4 protein-coding genes are annotated in these 4619 nt (G+C 34.6%); 3 read left to right on the top strand and 1 reads right to left on the bottom strand.

Annotation, left to right across the window (positions count from 1 at the left end; all coding sequences use genetic code 11):
- Nucleotides 1–552 precede the first annotated feature (552 nt).
- A complete protein-coding gene (locus NTU89_00480) occupies nt 553–918 on the top strand; it encodes a hypothetical protein (GenBank protein ID MCX5923024.1) in 366 nt (121 codons plus the stop codon).
- A 65-nt stretch (nt 919–983) separates the two neighbouring features.
- Here the strand turns inward: NTU89_00480 and NTU89_00475 are convergent, their stop codons facing one another.
- On the bottom strand, nt 984–1439 hold the full coding sequence (locus NTU89_00475; protein MCX5923023.1) for a hypothetical protein: 456 nt from the start codon (nt 1437–1439) through the stop codon (nt 984–986).
- 127 nt (nt 1440–1566) lie between these two features.
- Here NTU89_00475 and NTU89_00470 point away from each other — a divergent pair, with 127 nt between their 5' ends.
- Together NTU89_00470 and NTU89_00465 are read left to right on the top strand one after the other, a co-directional pair.
- Nucleotides 1567–3456, top strand: a complete 1890-nt coding sequence (locus tag NTU89_00470; protein ID MCX5923022.1) for a PBP1A family penicillin-binding protein — start codon at nt 1567–1569, stop codon at nt 3454–3456.
- 23 nt (nt 3457–3479) lie between these two features.
- A partial coding sequence (locus tag NTU89_00465) for a hypothetical protein (GenBank protein ID MCX5923021.1) occupies nt 3480–4619 on the top strand: 1140 nt, incomplete at its 3' end.

Here is a 4619-nt window from a genome sequence, read left to right as displayed (position 1 = left end):
GGGCCTGCGCAGGCACCATGCTTGAAAGGAGTCCGGACTTTCCTCTCATAAATAAATTAATAAAAATAAATTTACAAGCGATTGCCTTGTCTGCCATATTTTTAGTTTAGCATAATCGATATGTTAAATCAAAAAGCCATTAGACCTCTTCTGAAACTGTATTTTTTTGGTTTTATGCAGACAAAAGCAATGCTCTTTTTTTTACCCCTTATTTCCTGTGGCTTGACCACAGGATCCAGCAATCTATTAAGATTCCATGTAATTTTATAAAAAACTTAAAATGATTTTTATTTTATGCTGGACCTCGTGGTCAAGCCACAAGGAATAAGAATAGGAAAATATTTTTTAGGTTTCAGAAGAGGTCTATTGTGTTAAACTAGAAAACCATTTTTATGGGTTGATTGCTTGGTGTCATAAGTTTTGTTTTCTATAAAGCAGAAAACAAATTTGGTTTTTTGTAATGGTTTGACAATCAAGGCTTATTTGATAATATTACGCATAGTAAGATTAATAATAATTTTTTATATTATAAACCACATTATAAGGAAACAAATGAAAAAATTTGTACTTTTAGCTTCATTTTTTGTAACAAGTATTGTTACCGCATTAGCTCCTGTAGTAGTTCCAGTATCAGCTCCTGTAGTAGTTCCAGTATCAGCTCCAGTAAAAACTTGGAAGCAATCTGCTTTTGAAAAATATTCAGCTGCTTCAGCTTATGCTTCAGACAAAGCTGCTGTTGCTAAAGCTTTTGCTGCATCAAAAACTCCAGTTTGCGTAACAAACGCATTAACTGCACTTGATGCACAAATCACAGCTCGTCCATATTGCGCAATCGCAATTGCTGCTGTTGTAGCTTATGCTGCAGCTAAGCTTACTTCTGACTCAGCACAAGAAGAAGACGAAGAAGATTACGCGTAATCTTTACTTAGTTCGAATTTAAAAAGCCGCTTAATTTGTAAAAAAATTAAGCGGCTTTTTCGTTGTCAATCATGAAATGGCTGGTTGGTAAAACGCCAAAGCGTTATAAATAAAAAGCAGTTGGCAAAGCAAGTCCAAATAATAGAAAATGGATGCAGTGGGTATTGTAAAAATAGATAAAGCATGATTCCATAAAAGATCTGATATGCAATAATTAAAATGCATGGAGCCAAAGATTTGTTGTATAAATCATTTCTTGTTTTTATTAAAAACCATGACACTGGCGCGAGAAACATACAAGTTAGGCCAACCATGCTGGTAGAAATAAAAGTTAATGCGTCCAAAAAAAACATCATGCTTGCAAGCATGAAAAGTGGCGTTGTGGTAAAAAGAGCGTAGGTGTAAGCAATGAGCAATGGATTAATAGCTGGGCTTTGTTGGAAACAAACAAAACATAATTGAAGGCAAAATAAGGTTATGACGGCCAATGTTTTTATTAAAAGTTTTATATAAAATTTCATAGTTTTGTGCTTATTTGTTTTGAGCTGTATCTGATTTCTAACTTCGTATAAATTGTGCTAATATAAAAGTATATTTATAGACACAATCTTACATTAAATTCGATTTAAAATTAAAGTTTTTATCTATATGAATAACTTCTTTTCAAAAATAATATTAATCATTTTTTCATTTTTTGTTTTTATGTTGGGTGCAGGTTGTTTTTTTCTGCACAATCATACAATTGATTTTTCTACCCTGCAACAAGACGTTGCTGGAAAGCCGTCTCTCCTTTTGGATGAAAATGGCAATACTTGGGGCAGCTTTCAGTCTGACCGTCGAGAATATGTTATGTTAGAATCTATGCCAGAATATCTTATTCAAGCTTTTTTGGTTACAGAGGACCGAGATTTTTTTAAGCATCCTGGTATTTCTTTTCGAGGCATCGTCAGGTCAATGATTGTTAATTTGTATCGAGGCAAAAAAGTGCAGGGTGCTAGTACAATTACTCAACAGCTTGTAAAGTTACTATTTTTTCATAGTGCAAAAACGTTTGATAGAAAAATTAAAGAACAATTGTATGCAATTTTAGTTGAGAGGCAGTGGAGTAAAGAGCAGATATTAGAATCCTATTTAAATAATGTTTATTTTGGTTATGGAATTTATGGTGTGCAGGCAGCAGCGCAAAGATTTTGGGGTAAAGATATTGGTGATGTAACCGTTGAGCAGGCAGCTGTTCTTGCAAGTGTTATGAGGTCTCCAAAGTTTTATTCGCCGATACATGCCCAAGAAAAAGTTATCAAAAGACGAAATATGATTTTAAAAATGATGCATGATTTGTCTGCGATTAATTCATCTGTTTATCATCAAGCCATTTCTCAAAGCCTTAATATAAAAGATCCAGATTTAAATGTTATTGCGCCACACTTAAAAGAAACAATTAGGATTTTTTTAGAACCAATGGTTGGAAAAGAAATTTTATATGGTGGTGGATTAACTATTCAGACTACGCTAAACATGAATCAGCAAAAAATATGCCAAGAGGTTTTTGATAATCATATTCGACTACTAAGAAAAGATTTGCACCCTGAAATTGATGGTGGGCTTATTTCAATGGATCCTTCAACGGGAGAAATTCGAGTTATGATTGGTGGCTTTGATTTTAAAAAATCAAAATATAATAGGGCAATTCAAGCACACAGACAAATGGGTTCCGTTTTTAAGGCATTTGTGTATGCCTCTGCCTTACAAAAAGGACTTAAGTTTTCAGATATTGAAATCGATGAGCCAATAGAATTATCACAAAATGGAAATATATGGCGTCCAAAGAATCATAATAATAAATTTATAGGACCAATGACGAGAGCTTATGCATTGTCTCATTCAAATAATATGGTTTCCATTAAAACTTTGTTGCAAGTAGGGGAGGCAAATGTTATTGACATTGCAAAGCGTTGTCATATTTCTGCCGCAATGCAGCCATATCCATCTTTAGCTCTTGGGTGTGTAGATGTTACCGTTTTAGAAGTTGTCGGGTCATTTAATGTGATAGTTAATCATGGAAAATATGTTCAGCCTCATTTTTTGCGGTGGATAAAAAATAGTTTAGGTGAAAAAATATATAAAAGTTCTGTTTTAAGGCATCAGGTAATTGAACCATCTATTGCTTCACAGGTTACTCGAGTCTTAACTTTTGGCATGGACCGATTGAGATTAAAGATTGGGGATAAGTGGTTTGGTGGCCAGGCTGCTGGAAAAACAGGAACAACAAATGACTCTAGAACTTGTTGGTTTTGTGGTGCAACTCCTGATCTAACCACAGCTATTTATGTTGGAATTGATCAAAATCAATCGATTGGAAATAATATTTATAGTGCTCGAGCCGCATTTCCAATTTGGTTCCAGTTTCAAGAAAAGATTGAAAAAAAGAAAACAGATTTTTATTATGATCCCGGACTGCATGAAGTTTTGATAAATTGGAAAACAGGGGAGCCTTGTCAGGATAAAAATAATCCTGACGTGGTGAGCTTGTTGGAGTAGAAAAAATAAAAAAGGAAAAGAGTATGCGTAGTAGGCATTTAATTTTTATAGTGATCAGCTGCTTGTCTTTATCGACGAACACCAATTTTATAGACACTTTCAAAGGAATTGGTTCAGAAATAAAAAGTTTTCCACTTTTTACCGGTTCATTCTACACAGGAATGGCTAGATCTTTTGGGGCACCACCTTCAGGATATGTATATAGTTTTTCTGTTTATAATGATTCAAGTCTTCCTGTCTATGTTGGGGTTCAAGAAGTAGTTTCTATCATGGGTGGTTCTTTTCCCAAGGCAGGTGGGTGGACAGATACAACCGTTGCGCCATTTACTCACTTAGATGTTCCAACCAAAGAATATTATTTTGAAATAATTATTCGATCCTCTGCAAATACTATTTCTAATCATATGCCATATCTCCAGCATGCAGACACATTATTTCAACAAGAAGTTATTCAGCTGCAAGAAAAAGATTCTACAAAAACTAATTATTTTCGCAGCTTTATGGGTAAAGAGCTTTCTGGTGGTGCCTGGAAACATGTTTTAAAGGCGGAATATTTAGGGTTTGCAGATCCAAGCGCAAAAGGTAAAAATGCTGACAAGGGACTTTCTTTAAGCTCAACGCTTTCATCGCTGACAATTAAAAATAGTACCGGAATGGATTATTATATTGGATACACAAGTACACCAAAAGCAGTATCGATGACATCAAGGAGTTGTCAGATGTTTACAAAAATTCAGGCTGATTCTTTTGCTATGTATGATGCGCCAAAGGGTATTTCACTGCGACCAGGAACTATTGGATTATTTGAAATGTCTTCTGAGAAATTGCTACAGACTTATGATTTGCAAGCCCAAGGATTTGATGGAAAAAATTACACATTAGAAATTTATCAAGATGATTCATCAGCACTAGCTCCAAGTATGTGCATGCAAGGGCTTATGCCAGGAAATTATGATGTTCCTGTGGGAAGAATTAGAGATATTAGTCCTATAAACACTATTTTTTGGTATGAATCAGCTGCGGGTAAAAAAGGTTTTATCGATTTGCCAGGCAAGCTATGGATAGTTTCTAAAAATGCAGAGTCGCAAATTATGGTTTCTTGTACTCCTGGAAGTGCAATTGAATTTACTTTAATGCGACCTGAAATAGATAAAACGTTGTGG

This window comes from Candidatus Dependentiae bacterium (genome assembly GCA_026389065.1).
Classification (GTDB): domain Bacteria; phylum Babelota; class Babeliae; order Babelales; family Chromulinivoraceae; genus JACPFN01.
Note: the sequence above shows the minus strand (reverse complement) of the source record. Positions and strands in the feature narration are given on the sequence as shown.

Coding starts and splice junctions, on each gene's coding strand:
- NTU89_00480 (MCX5923024.1), top strand. CDS start 553: ATGAAAAAATTTGTACTTTTAGCTTCATTTTTTGTAACAAGTATTGTT.
- NTU89_00475 (MCX5923023.1), bottom strand. CDS start 1,439: ATGAAATTTTATATAAAACTTTTAATAAAAACATTGGCCGTCATAACC.
- NTU89_00470 (MCX5923022.1), top strand. CDS start 1,567: ATGAATAACTTCTTTTCAAAAATAATATTAATCATTTTTTCATTTTTT.